At 61.8% G+C, this 17,396-nt stretch carries 19 protein-coding genes; 12 read left to right on the top strand and 7 right to left on the bottom strand.

Annotated elements, in window-relative coordinates:
- Positions 1–13: 13 nt before the first annotated feature.
- The 4 genes from G3O01_RS26500 (at position 14) to atzF (ending at position 7,015) form a co-directional block, all read left to right on the top strand.
- On the top strand, positions 14–721 hold the full coding sequence (locus tag G3O01_RS26500) for an urea amidolyase associated protein UAAP1 (protein ID WP_205809594.1): 708 nt from the start codon (positions 14–16) through the stop codon (positions 719–721).
- Between the two features lie 14 nt (positions 722–735).
- Positions 736–1,380: an urea amidolyase associated protein UAAP2 gene (locus G3O01_RS26505; protein ID WP_205809595.1), complete on the top strand. Its 645-nt coding sequence runs from the start codon at positions 736–738 to the stop codon at positions 1,378–1,380.
- A 180-nt stretch (positions 1,381–1,560) separates the two neighbouring features.
- On the top strand, positions 1,561–5,175 hold the full coding sequence (gene uca, locus G3O01_RS26510; RefSeq protein WP_205809596.1) for an urea carboxylase: 3,615 nt from the start codon (positions 1,561–1,563) through the stop codon (positions 5,173–5,175).
- 37 nt (positions 5,176–5,212) lie between these two features.
- Entirely contained in the window at positions 5,213–7,015 is a 1,803-nt protein-coding gene (atzF, locus tag G3O01_RS26515) for an allophanate hydrolase (RefSeq protein ID WP_205809597.1), read from the top strand.
- A gap of 4 nt (positions 7,016–7,019) precedes the next feature.
- Here the strand turns inward: atzF and G3O01_RS26520 are convergent, their stop codons facing one another.
- Together G3O01_RS26520 and G3O01_RS26525 are read right to left on the bottom strand one after the other, a co-directional pair.
- A complete protein-coding gene (locus tag G3O01_RS26520; RefSeq protein ID WP_205809598.1) occupies positions 7,020–7,430 on the bottom strand; it encodes a hypothetical protein in 411 nt (136 codons plus the stop codon).
- Between the two features lie 42 nt (positions 7,431–7,472).
- A complete protein-coding gene (locus G3O01_RS26525; RefSeq protein ID WP_205809599.1) occupies positions 7,473–7,949 on the bottom strand; it encodes a glycine zipper 2TM domain-containing protein in 477 nt (158 codons plus the stop codon).
- A 202-nt stretch (positions 7,950–8,151) separates the two neighbouring features.
- Here G3O01_RS26525 and G3O01_RS26530 point away from each other — a divergent pair, with 202 nt between their 5' ends.
- On the top strand, positions 8,152–8,544 hold the full coding sequence (locus G3O01_RS26530) for a Rid family hydrolase (protein ID WP_205809600.1): 393 nt from the start codon (positions 8,152–8,154) through the stop codon (positions 8,542–8,544).
- Positions 8,545–8,568: 24 nt separating this feature from the next.
- Positions 8,569–9,243 (top strand): antibiotic biosynthesis monooxygenase, encoded by a 675-nt coding sequence (locus G3O01_RS26535; protein ID WP_205809601.1) that lies wholly within the window; start codon positions 8,569–8,571, stop codon positions 9,241–9,243.
- A gap of 3 nt (positions 9,244–9,246) precedes the next feature.
- Here the strand turns inward: G3O01_RS26535 and G3O01_RS26540 are convergent, their stop codons facing one another.
- Together G3O01_RS26540 and G3O01_RS26545 are read right to left on the bottom strand one after the other, a co-directional pair.
- Complete coding sequence (locus G3O01_RS26540; protein ID WP_205809602.1) at positions 9,247–10,110, bottom strand: oxidoreductase; 864 nt, start codon at positions 10,108–10,110, stop codon at positions 9,247–9,249.
- A gap of 122 nt (positions 10,111–10,232) precedes the next feature.
- A complete protein-coding gene (locus G3O01_RS26545; RefSeq protein ID WP_205809603.1) occupies positions 10,233–10,499 on the bottom strand; it encodes a cupin in 267 nt (88 codons plus the stop codon).
- Positions 10,500–10,638: 139 nt separating this feature from the next.
- Here G3O01_RS26545 and G3O01_RS26550 point away from each other — a divergent pair, with 139 nt between their 5' ends.
- The 5 genes from G3O01_RS26550 to G3O01_RS26570 all read left to right on the top strand — a co-directional run bounded on the left by G3O01_RS26550 (position 10,639) and on the right by G3O01_RS26570 (position 14,236).
- The gene (locus G3O01_RS26550) at positions 10,639–11,058 is read left to right on the top strand and encodes a secondary thiamine-phosphate synthase enzyme YjbQ (RefSeq protein WP_205809604.1); all 420 of its coding nucleotides are present in this window, start codon (positions 10,639–10,641) and stop codon (positions 11,056–11,058) included.
- 52 nt (positions 11,059–11,110) lie between these two features.
- Positions 11,111–11,443 carry a hypothetical protein gene (locus tag G3O01_RS26555; protein ID WP_205809605.1) on the top strand — a complete coding sequence of 111 codons (333 nt, stop codon included), beginning with the start codon at positions 11,111–11,113 and terminating at the stop codon, positions 11,441–11,443.
- 927 nt (positions 11,444–12,370) lie between these two features.
- A complete protein-coding gene (locus G3O01_RS26560) occupies positions 12,371–12,898 on the top strand; it encodes a PAAR domain-containing protein (protein ID WP_205809606.1) in 528 nt (175 codons plus the stop codon).
- Positions 12,898–13,506: a T6SS effector amidase Tae4 family protein gene (locus G3O01_RS26565; RefSeq protein ID WP_205809607.1), complete on the top strand. Its 609-nt coding sequence runs from the start codon at positions 12,898–12,900 to the stop codon at positions 13,504–13,506. Before G3O01_RS26560 ends, G3O01_RS26565 begins: the two co-directional genes overlap by 1 nt.
- A gap of 529 nt (positions 13,507–14,035) precedes the next feature.
- Complete coding sequence (locus G3O01_RS26570; protein WP_205809608.1) at positions 14,036–14,236, top strand: DUF3562 domain-containing protein; 201 nt, start codon at positions 14,036–14,038, stop codon at positions 14,234–14,236.
- 113 nt (positions 14,237–14,349) lie between these two features.
- Here the strand turns inward: G3O01_RS26570 and G3O01_RS26575 are convergent, their stop codons facing one another.
- The 3 genes from G3O01_RS26575 to G3O01_RS26585 all read right to left on the bottom strand — a co-directional run bounded on the left by G3O01_RS26575 (position 14,350) and on the right by G3O01_RS26585 (position 16,284).
- Complete coding sequence (locus tag G3O01_RS26575) at positions 14,350–14,844, bottom strand: protein tyrosine phosphatase (RefSeq protein WP_205809609.1); 495 nt, start codon at positions 14,842–14,844, stop codon at positions 14,350–14,352.
- 302 nt (positions 14,845–15,146) lie between these two features.
- Positions 15,147–15,551 (bottom strand): FKBP-type peptidyl-prolyl cis-trans isomerase, encoded by a 405-nt coding sequence (locus G3O01_RS26580; RefSeq protein WP_205809610.1) that lies wholly within the window; start codon positions 15,549–15,551, stop codon positions 15,147–15,149.
- A gap of 199 nt (positions 15,552–15,750) precedes the next feature.
- Positions 15,751–16,284, bottom strand: a complete 534-nt coding sequence (locus tag G3O01_RS26585) for a carboxymuconolactone decarboxylase family protein (protein WP_205809611.1) — start codon at positions 16,282–16,284, stop codon at positions 15,751–15,753.
- A 212-nt stretch (positions 16,285–16,496) separates the two neighbouring features.
- On the opposite strand from G3O01_RS26585, the gene G3O01_RS26590 reads away from it, so the two are divergent.
- Positions 16,497–17,393, top strand: coding sequence for a hypothetical protein (locus G3O01_RS26590; protein WP_205809612.1), 897 nt, complete (start codon positions 16,497–16,499; stop codon positions 17,391–17,393).
- Positions 17,394–17,396 lie beyond the last annotated feature (3 nt).

A 17,396-nucleotide genomic window follows, 5' to 3' on the forward strand; every position in this document is an offset into this window, starting at 1 on the left:
AAAGGACAAGGACATGAACGACATATTGCTCGAAGAAACCGTGCCTGGCGGCGGCCATGCGTCGCTGATCGTCAAGCGCGGGCAACTGCTGCGCATCACCGATCCGCGCGGCGGCGCCAACGTCGCGATGCTGCTGTTCAACGCCGCCGAAAAAAGCGAACGCCTGAATCTGCCCGACACACTCAAGTGCCAGCACACGGCAAAGCTGACCAAAGGCCATTGCCTTTACTCCGATATGGGCCGCGTGCTCGCCGCGATCGTCGCGGATACGTGCGGCTGGCATGACAGTCTCGCGGGCGTGTCGGATGCGGCCGAAGTGTTCGAGAAGTACGGACAAGGCCGCTATCAGGAACTGCGCAACGCGTTCTATCGCAATGGCACCGACAACCTGCTCGTCGAACTCGGCAAATGGGGACTCGGCATTTCCGACCTATTGATGACGCTGAATCTGTTCAGCCGCGTCGATGTCACCGATGCAGGCGCGCTCAGCTTCGTCCCGGGCAATTCGAAAACGGGCGACTACATCGAACTCTATGCACCGATGAACACACTCGTCGTGCTGACGGCGATCCAGCATCCGCTCGATCCGAACCCGGAATACGCGCCGAAGCCCGTCAAGCTGACACTCGCCGCCGCCGACAGCCAGGTCGCCGAAATCTGCCGCACGTCATGCGATGAAAACACGCGCGGCTTCATCAATACCGAACGATTCTTTCTCTGAGCGGGACGCGCGCCATGACGACATCCACCCTCACGACCAGCACGCTCAATCCCGCCGACGCGGTCTTTCAGGAGACCCTGCCCGCGGGCGAACCGTGGCTCAAGGAACTGAAAGCCGGCCAGACGTTGCGCATTCGCGATGTAGAAGGCAATCAGGCTATCGACACGCTGTTCTACAGCCTCGCTGATCCGCGCGAACGCTATGACGCGCAACGCACATTGCGCCGTCAGCAAAGCCTCTATCTGACGACCGGCACCGTTCTCTATTCGAACCTCGGCAACCCGATGCTGACCATCGTCGCCGATACATGCGGACGTCACGACACGCTCGGCGGCGCATGCGCGCAGGAAAGCAACACCGTGCGTTACGCGCTCGAAAAGCGTTACATGCACAGCTGCCGCGATAACTATCTGCGCGCCTGTGCGCATGATGGCCGTCTGTCGAAACACGACATCGCCGCCAACATCAATTTCTTCATGAACGTGCCCGTCACATCCGAGGGCGGCCTCACGTTCGAAGACGGTATCTCTGCGCCCGGCAAATACGTCGAACTGCGCGCGGAAATGGATGTGATCGTGCTGATCTCGAACTGTCCGCAACTGAACAATCCGTGCAACGCCTACAACCCGACTCCCGCGGAGCTGACGATATGGAACTGAGCACACTGCGCGTATGGCTGTACACGGTGATGAAAGTGCGCGCTGAGCGGTTGATGCGCTTCGACAGCACAAAGCGCTAGACGTCGCACGCTTTCAGAACACGAAGCGATCTGCCGTGGACGACCTCGGCATGCATGCCCACGTGGCGGGACGACCCGCCCACGCATTGAACATCCACTCATGTTCGATAAAGTCCTCATTGCGAATCGCGGCGCGATTGCCTGCCGCATTCTGCGCACGCTGCGCGAACTCCACGTAGAAGGCGTCGCCGTCTACAGCGAAGCGGACCGCGCGAGCCGTCACGTCAGTCTCGCCGATACGGCATGCAGCCTCGGCGACGGCGCGGCCAGCGTCACCTATCTCGACATCGCGAAGATTCTGGAGATCGCACGTGCGCAGGGCGCGCAGGCGATTCATCCGGGCTACGGCTTTCTGTCGGAGAACGCGGCATTCGCCGAAGCATGCGAAGCCGCGGGCGTCGCGTTCATCGGGCCGACGCCTGCGCAGTTACGCGCGTTCGGTCTCAAGCACACGGCGCGCGCCATCGCCGCCGGACAGGGTGTGCCGATGCTCGAAGGCACAGGTCTGCTCGACGATCTCGACACTGCGCTCGAAGCGGCAACGCGTATTGGTTATCCCGTGATGCTGAAGAGCACGGCGGGCGGCGGCGGCATCGGCATGCGTGTGTGCCGCTCGGCGGAAGAACTCGCGGCGCAGTTCGACAATGTGAAGCGCCTCGGGCAGAACAATTTCAGCGATGCCGGCGTGTTCCTCGAAAAGTACATCGAGAAAGCGCGGCATCTCGAAGTGCAGGTGTTCGGCGACGGCAAAGGCGCGGCTATCGCGCTTGGCGTGCGTGACTGCTCGGTGCAGCGGCGCAATCAGAAGGTGCTCGAAGAAACGCCTGCGCCAAATCTGCCCGATGGCGTCGATGCCGCGCTGTGCGATGCGGCGATTCGCCTTGCGCAAGCGGTGTCGTATCGTTCGGCAGGCACGGTCGAATTTGTCTATGACAGCGATGCTGCGCGCTTCTATTTTCTCGAAGTGAATACGCGCCTGCAGGTCGAGCACGGCGTCACTGAACAGGTGTGGGGCGTGGACCTCGTGCGCTGGATGATCGAACTGGCAGCGGGCAAGCTCGCGCCGCTCGATGAGTTGACGCGCGATCTGAAACCGCAAGGCCACGCGATTCAGGCGCGTCTCTACGCGGAAGATCCGGGTCGCGATTTCAAGCCCTGTCCGGGACTGTTGACCGATGTGTCATTCCCCGCCGCCGATGGCCGTGCACTGCGTATCGACACATGGATCGAAGCCGGTTGCGAAGTGCCACCGTGGTTCGATCCGATGCTCGCGAAGCTGATCGCATGGCAGCCGACTCGCGATGAAGCACGTGAAGCGCTCGACGCCGCGCTCGACGCGTCGCGTATCTATGGCGTCGAAACGAATCGCGATTACTTGCGGCAGATTCTTGCCGATGCGCCGTTCGCAAGCGGCAATCCGTGGACGCGTTGCCTCGAAGGTCTGCGTTACCGCGCATCGACATTCGAAGTGATCAGCGGCGGCACGCAGACGACTGTACAGGATTATCCAGGACGTCCGGGTTACTGGGCCGTTGGTGTGCCGCCATCGGGACCGATGGACGACCGCGCGCTGCGTCTTGGCAATCGCCTGCTTGGCAACGACGCGCAAGCGGCCGCGCTCGAAATCACGATGAGCGGGCCCACGCTGCGCTTCAACGCCGATGCTGTCGTCACCGTGACGGGCGCAACGCTGCCCGTGATGCTCGACGACATCCCGCAGCCGATGAACACGACGTTTGCCATCACGGCCGGCTCGACGCTCGCGCTCGGCACGATACGCGGCGCAGGCGCACGCGCTTACCTGTGCGTGCGCGGCGGGCTGGACGTCGCGCAGTATCTCGGCAGCCGCAGCACCTTCACGCTTGGACAATTCGGCGGCCACGGCGGACGCGCGCTGCGTGCGGGCGATGTGCTGCATCTGCATGCGTTGTCCAGTAACGAGGCAGGCGTTTCATTGCCCGCCACGCTTGCGCATCGGTTAGACGATGTACGCGTGCTGCGCGTGATCTACGGCCCGCATGGCGCGCCCGAGTACTTCAGCGCACGCTATATCGAACAGTTTCTCGATACCGACTGGGAGATTCATTTCAATTCGAGCCGCACAGGTGTGCGCCTGATCGGTCCGAAGCCTGAATGGACGCGCGCGGACGGCGGCGAAGCGGGCCTGCATCCGTCGAACATTCACGACAATCCGTATGCGGTCGGCGCAATCGATTTCACCGGCGATATGCCTGTGATTCTCGGCCCGGATGGTCCGAGCCTCGGCGGCTTCGTGTGTCCCGTCACGGTGATCGAAGCGGATCTCTGGCAGATCGGGCAACTGAAAGCAGGCGACAAGGTGCGCTTCGTGCCCGTTGATGTCGCCACTGCACGCGCGGCGGCACTTGCGAGTGCGGAAGAAGTGGCGTCGCTCGCTGCGGCGAGCGTGGCAACGCCGAACGCCGAAACACGCGCGGAACTGCAATCGCCGATCGTGCTGAACGTCGGCGATGGACACGAGCAACTCGTCGCACGTCTTTCCGGCGACACGCATCTGCTGCTTGAAATCGGGCCGCCCGAACTCGATCTCGTGCTGCGCTTTCGCGGCCACGCGCTGATGCAATCGCTCGAAGCATTGCAGTTGCCCGGCGTGATCGATCTGACGCCCGGCATACGTTCGCTGCAGGTCCACTATCAGCCCGAGCAATTGCCGCTCGCAACGCTGCTCGATCACGTCGCCGAAACCTGGCAACGCGTGCTGCTGCAAAAGGATCTGCGTGCGCCGTCGCGCGTCGTGCATCTGCCGTTGTCGTGGGACGATCCCGCGTGCCAGCTCGCCATCGACAAATACATGACCACCGTGCGCAAGGATGCGCCGTGGTGTCCGAGCAACCTGGAGTTCATCCGCCGCATCAACGACCTCGATTCGATCGATGCCGTGAAGCGCGTCGTGTTCGACGCGAGCTATCTGGTGATGGGACTCGGCGACGTCTATCTCGGCGCGCCCGTCGCGACGCCGCTCGACCCGCGCCATCGGCTCGTGACGACGAAGTACAACCCGGCGCGCACATGGACGGCGGAGAACTCGGTCGGTATCGGCGGCGCGTATCTGTGTGTGTATGGGATGGAAGGGCCTGGCGGTTATCAGTTCGTCGGTCGCACATTGCAGATGTGGAATCGCTATCGCGAAGTCGCGGATTTCGCGGGACGTCCTTATCTGCTGCGCTTTTTCGATCAGATCCGTTTCTATGAAGTCTCCGCCGACGAACTGCTGCGCATCCGCGAAGCGTTTCCGCTCGGACGTTATCCGCTGAAGATCGAAGAGACGGAGTTGTCGCTCGCCGACTATCAGGGCTTTCTCGACCGCGAGGCCGATGACATCGCGCAGTTCCGCGCGCGTCAGCAGGCCGCATTTCAGGCCGAGCGGCAGCGCTGGCACGAAGCGGGCAGCAACGAAGAGACGCTGGAAGCGCCCGTTACCACGGACGCCGACGTCGCGCCGCTCACCGACGGCCAGATTGCCGTCGACAGTGAGATCGCGGGTAATCTGTGGCAAGTGCGCGTCGAACCGGGCGCAAGCGTCGAAGCGGGCGACGTGCTGCTCGTGATCGAATCGATGAAGATGGAGATCTCCGTGATCGCGCCCTGCGCGGGCACCGTCGGCGAGATTCACGTGGCGCCGGGCTCGCCCGTCCGCGCGGGCCAACGTGTGGTCGTCATCGAACAGCACGCTTAACGCACTTCGTACCAACGCATTCAAGGAACTACCCGACATGGATTCATTCGATCTGCGTCTTCCCGCCGTGCGCGCGGCGTATCGCGAAGGCCGCACTACGCCGCGCGCGTTGATTGGCGCATTGCGCAAGCGCGCTGCGGCGCTGAACCCTGACTATCATCTGTTCATTCATCTGCTGTCGGACGCGGAAATCGAGCCTTATTTCGCCGCGCTCGACGGCCGCGCTGCGGATTCTTTGCCGCTCTACGGCGTGCCGTTCGCGATGAAGGACAACATCGATCTCGCGGGCATTCCGACCACGGCGGCATGCCCTGCTTTCGCCTACACGCCGGACGAAACCGCGACGCTCGTCGCGCAGTTGATCGCGCTCGGCGCCGTGCCGATCGGCAAGGCCAATCTCGATCAGTTCGCAACGGGCCTGAACGGCACGCGCTCGCCGTATGGCAAATGCCGCAACAGCGTTCACGCTGCGTATCCTTCGGGCGGTTCGAGCGCGGGGTCGTCGCTGGCGGTCGCGCTCGGCGTCGCGAGCTTCGCGCTCGGCACCGACACGGCCGGCTCGGGCCGCGTGCCTGCCGCGCTGAACAACCTTGTCGGCACGAAAGGGACGAAGGGGTTGCTGTCGACGGCGGGTGTCGTGCCTGCGTGCCGCACGTTGGACTGCGTCACCTACTTCACCGCGACGGCCAGCGAAGCGAGCGAACTGCTCGCGCTCACCGCGCGCCACGATCCAGCCGATGCGTACAGTCGCGCAAATCCGCAATGGAACGATGCAACGGCGTTCGGCACGATCAAGCGCTTTCGCTTCGGCGTACCGCGTCAGCTTGAGTTCGCGGGTTGCGAAGAAAGTCCCGCGCTGTTCGCGCAAGCGCGCGCGGCGCTTGAAGCGATCGGCGGCGAGGCTGTCGAGATCGACTTCGAGCCGTTCGTCGAAGCGGCGCGCCTGCTGTATGAAGGACCGTGGGTTGCCGAGCGCTACAGTGTGGCGGGCGCGCTGATGGAGTCGCAGCCTGAGGCCGTGTTGCCCGTGATCCGCGACGTGCTCGCGAAGGCACCGGGCGCAAGCGCCGTCGAAGCATTTCGCGCGCAGTACAAGCTTCAGGCGCTCAAGCAGCGTTGCGATGCCGTGCTTGCCGAACTCGATTGCGTGCTGACGCCTTCGATTCCACGCGCCGTCACGCTCGACGAACTCGAGCGCGATCCTGTCGGCGCGAATTCGCTGCTCGGGCATTACACGAACTTCATGAACCTGCTCGATTACGCGGCCATCGCGCTGCCTGCGGGTTTCATGCGGAATGGTCTGCCGTGGGGCGTGACGCTGTTCGGCCGCGCATTCACCGATCAATACCTGCTGAGCGTTGCCGATGCGCTGCATCGCAAGCTCGCTGTGCGGTTGATCGGCGGTGCGCAACAGGATGTGGACGTGCCATCCAACGAGGCCCGCAGCGACAGGATGAAGCTCGTCGTGTGCGGTGCGCATCTGGAGGGTTTACCGCTCAACGGGCAGTTGACCGCGCGTGGCGCCCGGCTCATCGCGAAGACCACCAGCGCGCCGCACTACCGGCTCTATGCGCTGGCGTCCAGCGGCACGACGCAGCGGCCCGGCATGATGCGCGACACGGCAAACGGCGCGGCAATCGAAGTCGAAGTATGGGACTTGCCTGGCAGCGAAGCCGGCTCGTTCCTCGCGGGCATTCCGGCACCACTGGCGTTGGGCAAGGTCGAACTTGCCGACGGACGCTGGGAAACGGGCTTTGTCTGCGAAGCGTACGGCATCGAAGGCGCCGTCGACATCACGCAATACGGCGGCTGGCGCGCGTGGCTGCAACGCGCCGTGTAGTTCGTCAGGCCTCGTACTGGGCGCAATACAGCCGCGCGTGGCGCCCCGTCACCACGCGGCTCCAGATTTCTTCGTCGTCGAGCACGGTCTGGATCAGCTCGACGGGCATGCCGCCGTCGATGATCGCCGCTACGCGAAAGCCGTCGAGCGGCTCATACGGCCCGAGCACGACCTCTTTGCCTTCGATGGCCCGGTCGAGATCGTCGACCTTGAACGCCAGATGCGGCATGCGGCGCATCAGTTCGTGTAGCGGGCTATCGGCTTCGAAGCGGTGGTACTGGATGTGCGCGAGCTTGCAGTCGCTGTCGCTCGTGTACATCCGGTACTGCGGGCTATAGCGCTCGCCTTCGCGCACTTCGCTGGTCGGAATGCCGATGTGATGAAACTCGTAAATTACGTCGTCGCGCATGAACATGATGGCCTCCTTCTATTCCTTACGTTGCTGCTGTTGTAGCGCTTACAGCGTCACACGCGTCACGCCGCCTTCCGACAGCAGCCGCACGCGTTCGCCCGCGTAGAACATCGGGCCATCCGTGCTTTGCGTGATCGCGCGCAGCGAACCGTCGTCCAGGCGCACGGTGATTTCGACGCCGTTCTTCTTCTCGAAGTGGTTCTGCACCTCGTTGCCCGCCACCGCACCCGCAATGCCGCCGATGATGCCCGTCAGGATCGAGCCGCGTCCGCCACCGATCGCGCTGCCGGCAATGCCGCCAATCGCGCCGCCGCCGAGTGCGCCGAGAAAGCCGGGCTGGCCGTTGCTGGTATCGATCGTCACGGGACGCACGCTTTCGACGGTGCCAAAACGCACCGATTCTTCGCGCTGCGCCTGCGACGCGCTGTAGACGTTGGGCGAGCCGTCGAACGTTGCGCAGCCGCTCAGAGCGACCGATACGACGAGTGCCGAAGCACATGCTGTAACGAATGACCTGTTCATGATATTTCCCCTCTGTAAGCAGCGCGCCGCGGTGTCGGTCGCGCTGCAGGTTCTTTCGATGTATGAATCGTAAGCGCCCAGAATGAGTGGAAAATGAGCAGCGCATTTGCGCATTCGCATCCGTCATTTCGTTCCAGCCTGAAACGTCGGCGCGCTGTCCGGCGCTACGATAGCTGCCAGAACATGCGAATGGAGTGCAGCAATGAAACGCGAAATCATCCGGGTCGAACCGTTGTCGGGCTGGCTCGAGCGCTGGAAGGCGCCGACTTCCGTCGTCACGCGGCATGGCGACACGATCTACGTGTCCGGCCTGCCGCCGTTCGATCCTGAAACGGGCGAAGTCGTGGATGCGCCGCTGGAACGGCAGACGGAACGGGTGCTGGAGCAACTGAAGCTGTGCGTCGAGACGGCCGGTTCGTCGCTCGACAATGTGCTCAAGTGCAATGTCTACTGCACGTCGGTCGAGCAGTTTGCGGCCGTCAACGCGATTTACGCGCGTTATTTCCCGAAAGATCCGCCCGCGCGCATCTTCGTCTGCGTGCCCGCGTGGCCGGGGCGGTTCGACATTGAAATCGATTGCATTGCGGCCGTTTGAGTGCGCCGCTTTCCGGAGAACGCGATGTTTTCAGTGCTGTTCGAAGTAGAGCCGCGCGCCGACCGATGGGACACCTACCTCGGCTACGCGAAGATGCTGAAGCCGGAACTGGAGCAGATCGACGGTTTCGTCGACAACGTGCGCTATGCGAGCCTGACGCGCGACGGCGTGCTGCTGTCGCTGTCGGGCTGGCGCGATGAAAAGGCGCTGGTGCGATGGCGCACGCAGGCCACGCATCACGGCGTGCAGGAAAAAGGCCGTTCGCAGACGTTTCGCGATTACCGGCTGCGCGTCGGGCAGTTGACGCGCGATACGCGCCTGCCCACCGGCCAAACGTTGCACGAGCAACGACTCGACGAAACTGAAACGGGCGACGCGACCACGATCGTACTGATCGACGCGCGCCGCGACGCCGAATGGGTGAAAAGCGCTGGCGCGCCTGAAGTCGCACGCGCACTGGGCTTGCGGGAGGATGCGGCGGGTCTTGTTTCGTGGGACGTGTTCGACGCGGTGCTGACGCCTGGCGACGTCATCCTGCTCACCGCGTGGCGCGACGCTCGAGCCGCCGATGACTTTGCGAGCACCCTTGCACTGCCTGACGGCGCACGCCTGCGCACCGTGCGCGTGGTGCGCGACTACGGCATGTTCGAGCGCCGCGAAGCGCCGCAATACTATCCCGAGGCTGCGCGGCCAGCGTGAAGGTTAGCGCTCGCTATCGGGAAAGTCTGCGCCGATACTCGTTTCGCGCCACGCTTCGATATCGGCGAGTGCTGCATGCAGGCGCTTCGACACGGCATCGACGCCGAACGCGCCCAGCACCAGATGGCGCGGCGGCTTGTCCGTTTCCGTGATGCGGATCATCGCCTGTGCGGCGCGCTTGGGGTCGCCGGCCTGATGGCCGCTGTTCTGCGCCGTCGTCTGCATGCGTTTGCCGGCAGTCTCCGCGTAGTCGGCAATACGGTTGGGCGTCTGCTTCAGCGAGCGGCCCGCCCAGTCGGTGCGGAACGGGCCCGGCTCCACGCAGGTCACGTGGATGCCGAGCGGCGCGGCTTCCGTCGCCAGCGAATCGGACCAGCCTTCCACAGCATGCTTGCTCGCCGCGTAGTAGCCCGAACCCGGAAAGCCCGCAAGACCCGCCACCGACGTGATGTTCACTACGTGTCCCTTGCGACGTTCGCGCATGCCGGGCAGCACCGCGCGTGTCATCGCGAAGAGGCCGAACACGTTCGCGTCGAACTGCGCGCGGATTTCCACTTCCTCGCCTTCTTCGACCGACGACTGATAGCCATAGCCCGCATTGTTCACCAGCACGTCGATCCCGCCGAAACGCTGCTGCGCGGTCTCGACGGCGGCGGCGATCTGCGCGGCATCCGTCACGTCGAGCTGCACGCGTGCGAGGCGAGCGTCGGCGTCGCTGCCCGGTTCGGCGAGATCGGCAAGCGACGCAGCGTTACGCGCCGTCGCCACGCAGCGCCAGCCCCGTTCGAGTACCGCGCGGGCCAGTTCCTTGCCGAAGCCGGTTGAACAGCCAGTGATGAACCAGACAGGTGTCGTGGACGTGGGCATGTAGAACCTCCTCGATGATGGAATGAGCGATCAGGCACCGACACGCATCGCGTCGATGCTCAGCAGAAAATCTTAGCGGCTCATCGCAAAGCTTGCAGGCGGTTTGACTGTTGCAGTCGCAATCATTTGCGGCCGACCAGATATTGCACGCCTTCTGCGCCATAGCTTTCCGAATGGCTTTCGTTCGCTTGCAAATGGAATACGTCGCCCGCTCTGTATGCGTGGTCCGTTGCGCCGATGCGGATCGTCAGTTCGCCATGCAGGATCAGCGCCTTCGCTTCGAACGGGTGGACATGCGCGTCGAGCGCGCCGTTCGCGTCGCGCGTGACCGTCACGATTTCGGCGTAGCCTTCGCGCTTCAATGCATCGATGAATTCGTCGCGTTCCATGATGGCCGTCTCCCTTTTTACGTCTGCCATGATGCTGAGCTATCAGAATAGCCCTTTTGCGCATGCCGCGAAGGCCCGCGCGGCTCGCGGTAAACTCGGCGGAAGACATCATTTCATATCGCACAACGGAGAACGATTCATGCGCCAGGCCATTCGCCATCTGGACGTGCGGGCGCGCACTCGCGGACTGTTCGATTTCACATCCGAGGTCGCCGCATTCGTGCACGATACGTCGATCGAAACGGGCATTCTCACCGTGTTCTGCCGGCACACGTCGGCGTCGCTATTGATTCAGGAGAACGCCGACCCTTCCGTGCAACGCGATATCGAACGTTACTTCGCGCAGCTCGCGCCCGAAGATATCAAGCGCTACGAGCACGACACGGAAGGCCCCGACGACATGCCCGCGCATCTGCGCACTGCGCTCACGCAGGTGCAACTGTCAGTACCCGTCGAACACGGGCGCATGACGCTCGGCACGTGGCAGGGCATTTATCTGTTCGAGCATCGCGCGCGGCCGCAAACACGCGATATCGTGCTGCATCTGATCGGCGAATGAAGCCGCAACAGCATCAGGCGGATAACCAACAACATCAACAAGGAAGCGAATCATGATCTTGCGTGCGTCTATTCTTGTCGCGGCGGCCTCGCTCGCGATGCTGACGACAGCTTGCACTCACACCGGCCCTGTCGAGTTTTCGCTGACGGGCGCGGACACGTCGACACAGACCAATGCGGGCGACCTCGACTTCGGCCCGATGGACCGGACCGTCGCGCAGTGCAAAACGGTGTCGCGCAACGCGGGGCCGGGGCAATGCACGAAGGTGCGCGCGTACGAGTCGTGCATGAAGAGCAAGGGCTATATCACCGTGCTCGGCCCGGAGAATCCGAAGGGCTGCGGCGACCCCGAATGGGAGAAAGACGTACGCAAGTGGCTTGAATAGCCAGCTGAGGCCAACAGTGGCCAACTGCGGGACGCATGCGATTTGCGCCCAAGTTATCCACAATTTCTGGTGACAAGTCCGTGGATAAGTCTTCGCCCACAGCGCTGAACCCCACACAATAAGGCTTTGCGGGCCATGTGCGAGGAAATTAGGCATTCCCCGCACGTCGCCAGACATTGTTCCCCCACGCTTCCCTCACACGCTGCGTGCGGGGAAGCCGCCGTCCCCATCACGGGAAAGGCGCCGCATATTTGACATCGATTCGGGCGTCGTTCGTCAAGTCACTTGCTGAACAAGAATGCTGACGGGTTGGTTGTGCACGCTACGGTGCAAGACGCGAACGCGCGGCGATGCGCCGTGCATTGATCACGCCCCAAATCGGACTTATCTCATTTCTCCTTCGGGGCCGAAGCCGCAGCATCGCGTATGCGGGCGCGCGTTCGCCCGCCGCATGGCCGGTTCAGAAGTACCGGACCAGCTGTTTCCACTTGCTTCGCGGAGATACTGCAATGCCTCGAAAGCAGCAATGCAACGTGGAGGGTTCTGCATGAGTAGAGCGATCCTTTTGCTGGGCGAAGTCCATCAACGGCGGTGTGGTCATTGAAGGCATCGACGGTTGTACACATCACGGCACACCGATGATGGTCAAACAGGAGGCGCTGGAAGGCGATATCTGCAGCGGTGCTTCTGGCACTGCAATGACCAGCCAGGCAGATACACGCCACGGGTTACGGCGCTACTCCGGGTTATCCGTGCTTCATTGAAACTCAAGACGCCAGAACGAGATCGGGAAGGCTAGACAGTACTGCATTGCTGCCACGCATCGATACAGATATGGCCGACAGCTACCCGGTCTACCGGGGCGACGAAGCGCTTGCCCGCCAGACGAATTCGTAATGCCGGGTCTACTCACCAGGAGGAAGAACAATGTTTGACCGATTGGCCGCCGATGGAGACCGTACATCGACAGGCGGTGAAGTCATTGGCCGTAGCAGTATGTATGACGAACGGGGCAAGATGTACGCCCGCAAGGGGAGTAAGGCGACGTGCGGAACCTGCAAGGGTGCATGGGAGATTTACGGCACGGCGGGCAACTGGATGGACGATGGTTTTCCAATGGTCAAGGACGGCGACCGCGTTCTATGCCCATGCGGAAAAAACGTCGTCTTTGCATACGGCGGTTCGAATGCCTTCTATTCGGAAAGCCGCGAAAAGGCAACGACCAGCAGCAAACCCGCGCAATTCCCATCACCAGTCTACGACGAGCAGGTAGAAGCACAAACACGTCATACAGCGCTGCACGGGTATCCATATCTCATTGAGAAGGCGGACGGGCAAACGCTCTGTGGTCGCGTTGATGGTTCTGGTCGCTTGCCCCGCATCCATACCGAAAGCGCTACAGAGTACACAATCCATTGGGGCGATGACGCCCTCGCACATGAAGGGTGGCACTAATGCCGAACAGGAAAACCGTTGTACATACAAACGACAGGCGCGGTTCGATAAAAGAAGTACATCTCAAGGCCGTATCGTTTTCTGAATTGTGGGCAGCCTATCCCCATTCCGCACCGTGCATCGATCCAGCAACGGGAAAGCCTGCGTTTGAAGACGAGTGCGCAATTCGTTTTGGCACTTGCCTCGCAGGCGTCGGTATCACAAACAATTCATTCAAGGGGGGAACGTGCTGGTTCCACGGGCATCCACGGAGCCATATGCTTCGTGCCAAGGAAGTTGCACAGTGGTTGCAGTTACAGCCATTCGCCGGATGCCCAAAGCCCGAAATGGTCACAGGCAGCGACTGGAAAGACAGAATCACAGGACGTTCAGGCATTGCGTTCTTTGGAAGCTACTGGCGTCGTAGTCTCAAGGAGAAGCAGCCCAGCGGAGATCACATAGACTTGTGGGACGGCGACCGCCTCACGCCGAGTGCAGAGACAACATTTCGGTTCAGCCTCGGCGTGTCAAAAATATGGAACCCTCTTTCGGCTGTCGGGATAGGTCCCGAAAATTTCTACTCTGACCTGTCCGAAGCGAAAACCATCCTGTTCTGGGAAGTGCTGTGAGAATTGCGCTCGTCTACGGCGGCCTGCTTGTCGCCGGTGCCATCCTGGCCGCTTTCGTGAGCCTGGTCATTGTCCTGCCCGATAGCTCCATCCCGTGCGGGGATGAATGTGGCGGGCGCGCCCTGGTTACTGCGCTCTGGAGCGCTGTAGCGGGCGCAATCGCCTTTCCTGTTGTCGGACATACCATCCTTCGATCCAGACGCCGGAACAAGGGTAACAACTGAGTGTGCGTGCTAAATCGGAGCAACAGGTGAAGGCGTTTCCTCACCCTCGTGACCGGGAGGGCCAATGAGAAGCGCACATCCCAGCAACAGCATTGCGGGAAAAAGTTCTCCACAGTTTTTGTGGAGAGACCTGTGGAAAAGTCCGGGGCCCGTGCGCTATCTGTCTGATCAATCAGGCTTTCTTCCCGCGAGACCTTCTTGTTGCAGCAGCGTGGCCCGCCGATTGCGAAGTTCTATTGGCGCACGCGCATTGCATGTCCTTCAATTCAGGATTCCGATCACCGACTGAACTAACGGAGGCATGCATGAAGACGGAAGATTCGCAGAAGATCGTGCACGAAATCGCAGAATCCACCGACGCCCCCGAAGAAGTCGTATCGCAGATGTACACCGACGCCGTGCAAGCGTATCAACGCGACGCACGCATTCTCGACTATGTGCCGCTGTTCGCGGCCAAGCGCGTGCGCGAAACCTTGCGCGCGCGGACGGCTTCACGCGGTCGGTAAGCGGCCGTAGCGTCGTTCCTTAACTCTCGAGTCACACCAGCTTCACGGCCGCGCGCAGGCAGCGCTTGCGCGGTGCCGTCGTGCGGCAACGCACGGCGTGGGTTCGCTTACTCTTACTGGCCGCTCAGCAGCAGATCGCACGCATCCGACGTGCAGCTCGCCACCGGCAGCTTCAGCGAAGGCCACGGACGGCGCTCTGCCGCGATGAAGTCTTCGACGCGTTTCAGAATCTGCCAGAACGCGTTTTCGACCGCGCCCGCGGCAGCGTAGGCGGACGGCGTCAGCGTCCAGTGACACCACTTCGGGATGCCGTGGAAGGCGCGCATGTCGACGCGCGCCGACTCGTCACACAGCGTCACTACGTAATCCATCTGCGGCGCCCACTCGCTCGTGAATTCCAGCCAGCTCTTGGGATTGAGCAGCTCGAGGCTCGAAAAGCCATGCCGCAGCTCGCCCATCGCAGCCGCGTGAACCTTGTCGGCGGGTTCGAGACCCGCGCTGAATGCGTCGAAATGCAAACCGTCCAGCTCGCGTAGCAAGGCTTCAGCCAAAATGCTAAGCGCCGCGTTGTCCCTGCAAAGGAACAGCACTCTTTGTTTTCTGGTCACCCTACACCCCGTCGTGATGCGACTTTATTTTTTGCGGGATTCTGAGCGCGCAGTTTTTCATATTGGTGACAGAATCCCAATCGTCCGACTGATTTGTCCGCAAGATCGTTTAGGTATCACGCCAATTTGAGTTCGGCCAGCCAGCGTTAACGATAATCAAGGAACACGAATGCCGATTCGCGCACAGGGCGAGCGCGCCGGATGCAAGGCGCTTCAAGGGCGCGCAACGCCGCGACGGGCGTTGCGCGTGGACCGATCCGTCCAGTCGATGGTCAGGTCGGTCGAAGGGTTACTCAAGCCATTTACTTGACGATTGCAAGCAGTTCGACTTCGAAGGTCAGGTCGCTGTTCGGCGGAATCACGCCGACACCGCGCGAACCGTACGCCGTCGCGGCCGGACAGGTCAGTTTGGCTTTCTCGCCCACTTTCATGGTCGCGACGCCTTGGGTCCAGCAGGGGATCACGCGGCCGAGCGGAAACTCCGCGGGGCCGCCATGCTTGGCCGAGCTGTCGAACTCGGTGCCGTTCGCGAGCGTGCCACGGTAGTTGACGCGCACGACGTCGGCGGCCGTGGGCTGCGGGCCGCTTCCCTGCGACAGATGTTCGACGACGACGCCGGACGGCAGCTTCTCCGTCGATGCTGCATTGGCGTTGAACGCCACCGATGCGAGCGCGGCCGCGGCGAGCAGGGCAACAACTGATTTCACGCGTATCTCCTTGGTTTGAAAAGCGAGCCTCATTCTAGCGGATCGCTCCTTCGCGGCAGGAGACCTGAATCAACTTGCTACAAATACGCCGTTGCGCGGCACGAGCCGCTGTGCGCCCGAAAACGCAATACCCGCGACGGGCGCGTACCCGTCGCGGTCTGACGCCGCCTTCCCGGCGGCGCCGCGCATGTCGATCGCGTCAGATCTTCGGGAAGTCGACGGCGGTGTCGTTGACCCGGTTGTACAGGTTGGTGAACGTGATGTCGGCGATCGCGAGCAGCGCTTCGGTGATCTGCTGATCGCTATAACCGGCGGCCTTCACGGCGTCGACCACATCCGCCGGCACCGTGCCGCGCGAGGTGAACACCGTGCGTGCAAAGGTAGCGATGGCGTTCAGATGGGCATCGGCCGAATCGCGTCCTTCACGCAGCGCGACGACGTCGTCCACCGCAATGCCGAACTTCCTGGCCGCCAGCGAGTGCGCGGCGAGACAGTAGTCACAATCCACGGCGCCGCTGACGGCAAGCTTGATCGCCTCGATTTCCTTCTTCGACAGCGCGCCTTTGGCGAGTGCATCACCGGTGGCGAGCACGATCTGCAGCGCTGCCGGGCTGTTCGTGCCGATGCCTGCGTAGGCGTTCGGCACCATGCCGACGGCGCGCTTGATGCCTGCAAAAAGATCCGCTGCCTGGCCGGTGGCTTCACTGACGGGTTGGCGATTCAGACGTTCCATGATGTTCTCCATATGTTGATCAGGTTGTTTGCCTTGCGCGACTGGGTCAGCGCATGGAAGTCATTCTAGGAACGTGCGTTGCTACCGTGAATGCTGGTTCAAATCACGTTTATGCTCGAACGGCTCATCGGCTTGCCGGCCTAGTGCGCCGTCTCTGCTATATTCGTGCGACCTTCGGCCCAATCAATGCGTCGTCAGCGGGAGCGCCTGCCATGAGCACTCATGGAGTCATGCGTATAACAAAACGATTCGTGCTGGTAGCGCTCGCGCTATTGGGCCTCTCGCTCGGCGCGCTGTCATGGGCCGACGACAACGCCGCGTCGCTCAAGGACAAGTACGACGCGCTCGCGCCGCAGCTCAAGTCGAATGCGTTCAACCGGCCGCTCTATCTGGATTCGGAAGAGACGCAGAACTCGCTGAAGGGCGATATCTACGCGGTGGTCGACTATCCGTTCGCAACCGTCAACCGCGCATTCAACGATCCGCAGCAAGGCCCGGCCAACTGGTGCGACGTGCTGATCCTGCATCTGAATACCAAGTACTGTCATGCATCGGTGGGCGGCAATGGCGCGACCATCAGCATGAACGTGGGCAAGAAGACCGAACAGGAACTCGGCGACACCTACCGCGTGCAATTCAATTACCGCTCGGTGGCCACGAACCCGGATTACTTCCAGGTCGATTTGAGCGCGGCGACAGGACCGCTCAGTACGAAGGACTATCGCATCGTCCTCGAAGCTGTCGATATCGGCAAGGGACGCACATTCCTGCATCTCACGTACTCGTATGGATTCGGCACGGCAGGACGCATCGCGATGAAGACCTATCTCGCGACAATAGGCAGTGCAAAAGTGGGATTCACTAAAGCGTCGGGCGACTATATAGGCGGTGTGCGCGGACTCGTGGAACGCAATACGATGCGCTACTACCTTGCCATCGATGCATACCTCGCTTCACTTGCGCTTCCCGCCGACAAACGCGTCGATCAGCGCTTCGCCACATGGTTCGATGCGACGGAACAGTATCCGCGTCAGTTGCACGAACTCGACCGTCAAGAGTACTTGCAAATGAAGAAGAACGAATACCAACGCCAGCAAACGGCGCAGTAGTGC

This window comes from Burkholderia sp. Ac-20365 (assembly GCF_017104715.1).
Classification (GTDB): Bacteria; Pseudomonadota; Gammaproteobacteria; order Burkholderiales; family Burkholderiaceae; genus Paraburkholderia.

Coding starts and splice junctions, on each gene's coding strand:
- G3O01_RS26500 (WP_205809594.1), top strand. CDS start 14: ATGAACGACATATTGCTCGAAGAAACCGTGCCTGGCGGCGGCCATGCG.
- G3O01_RS26505 (WP_205809595.1), top strand. CDS start 736: ATGACGACATCCACCCTCACGACCAGCACGCTCAATCCCGCCGACGCG.
- uca (WP_205809596.1), top strand. CDS start 1,561: ATGTTCGATAAAGTCCTCATTGCGAATCGCGGCGCGATTGCCTGCCGC.
- atzF (WP_205809597.1), top strand. CDS start 5,213: ATGGATTCATTCGATCTGCGTCTTCCCGCCGTGCGCGCGGCGTATCGC.
- G3O01_RS26520 (WP_205809598.1), bottom strand. CDS start 7,430: ATGTTCATGCGCGACGACGTAATTTACGAGTTTCATCACATCGGCATT.
- G3O01_RS26525 (WP_205809599.1), bottom strand. CDS start 7,949: ATGAACAGGTCATTCGTTACAGCATGTGCTTCGGCACTCGTCGTATCG.
- G3O01_RS26530 (WP_205809600.1), top strand. CDS start 8,152: ATGAAACGCGAAATCATCCGGGTCGAACCGTTGTCGGGCTGGCTCGAG.
- G3O01_RS26535 (WP_205809601.1), top strand. CDS start 8,569: ATGTTTTCAGTGCTGTTCGAAGTAGAGCCGCGCGCCGACCGATGGGAC.
- G3O01_RS26540 (WP_205809602.1), bottom strand. CDS start 10,110: ATGCCCACGTCCACGACACCTGTCTGGTTCATCACTGGCTGTTCAACC.
- G3O01_RS26545 (WP_205809603.1), bottom strand. CDS start 10,499: ATGGAACGCGACGAATTCATCGATGCATTGAAGCGCGAAGGCTACGCC.
- G3O01_RS26550 (WP_205809604.1), top strand. CDS start 10,639: ATGCGCCAGGCCATTCGCCATCTGGACGTGCGGGCGCGCACTCGCGGA.
- G3O01_RS26555 (WP_205809605.1), top strand. CDS start 11,111: ATGATCTTGCGTGCGTCTATTCTTGTCGCGGCGGCCTCGCTCGCGATG.
- G3O01_RS26560 (WP_205809606.1), top strand. CDS start 12,371: ATGTTTGACCGATTGGCCGCCGATGGAGACCGTACATCGACAGGCGGT.
- G3O01_RS26565 (WP_205809607.1), top strand. CDS start 12,898: ATGCCGAACAGGAAAACCGTTGTACATACAAACGACAGGCGCGGTTCG.
- G3O01_RS26570 (WP_205809608.1), top strand. CDS start 14,036: ATGAAGACGGAAGATTCGCAGAAGATCGTGCACGAAATCGCAGAATCC.
- G3O01_RS26585 (WP_205809611.1), bottom strand. CDS start 16,284: ATGGAACGTCTGAATCGCCAACCCGTCAGTGAAGCCACCGGCCAGGCA.
- G3O01_RS26590 (WP_205809612.1), top strand. CDS start 16,497: ATGAGCACTCATGGAGTCATGCGTATAACAAAACGATTCGTGCTGGTA.